Consider the following 745-nt stretch of genomic DNA (forward strand, 5'->3'; position numbering starts at 1 on the left):
CACGCAACATCGACATTGGCGGATCGCCCGCTGCGTAGCGCTGCTCAACGACGAGCGGAAGCTGTTCGATGTCCTGCAACATGGCCCCCGGGATCTTCGAAGCGGCTTGGCTGCTGGCTATTCCACTCTTCCCAACGGAGCGCGCATCTTCTTCCGTCAGCTCGGCCGGCTCGACGTCGGCGAATTTGACGTCCAAAGCCTGATCACACTGCTGGGCTACGCCGACTACGCCAAGATCGAAGAGATAGTGGACACCCTCGCGTACGCCCATTTGCTCTGGGCAGAACGTCACCATGGACAGGTTCGTTACCGCATGGACCCGATCCAACGTGCTTATGCTGTGTCGCTGTGCCAGGACGAATCGTCCATGTCGATCGATTGTCTTGCCTTGGAATAGATTCCGTTGACTATAGGAGGGCCGGGCTGGTGCCGCCATGGCTCGGGCATGAGATCTACCCTCGGGCGGAGCCCGGGAGAGGAACGACGTCCTGCGCTCGATGCAATCGATCGACCGATCGCTAGCAAAGATTGACTTCAAATCAATGCTAGATATCGTGTGATGCTGATGTTAGCGTTGAAAACGCGACGTCGTCGGATGGGTCGGCGCGGGCGGGCGGTACGTCGTCCTCGACCGTGGCCGATGGGGGATGCGAGACGGCAGCGCGTGAAGTGGTGGAGAAGTCACGCGCGGTCGCTGATATCGCACGTGATTGCGGGGTGAGTGATCAAACGATCCGGACCTAGG

The 745-nt window shown here is 59.6% G+C and carries 1 protein-coding gene; it reads left to right on the forward strand.

Annotated features, from left to right (window positions below; translation table 11 throughout):
• The coding region (locus tag IRT45_RS36390; RefSeq protein ID WP_228536056.1) for a hypothetical protein at nt 1–397 on the forward strand (397 nt) is incomplete at its 5' end.
• Between the last annotated feature and the right edge of the window lie 348 nt (nt 398–745).

Source organism: Nocardia sp. BSTN01 (assembly GCF_015354405.1).
Lineage (GTDB): Bacteria > Actinomycetota > Actinomycetes > Mycobacteriales > Mycobacteriaceae > Nocardia.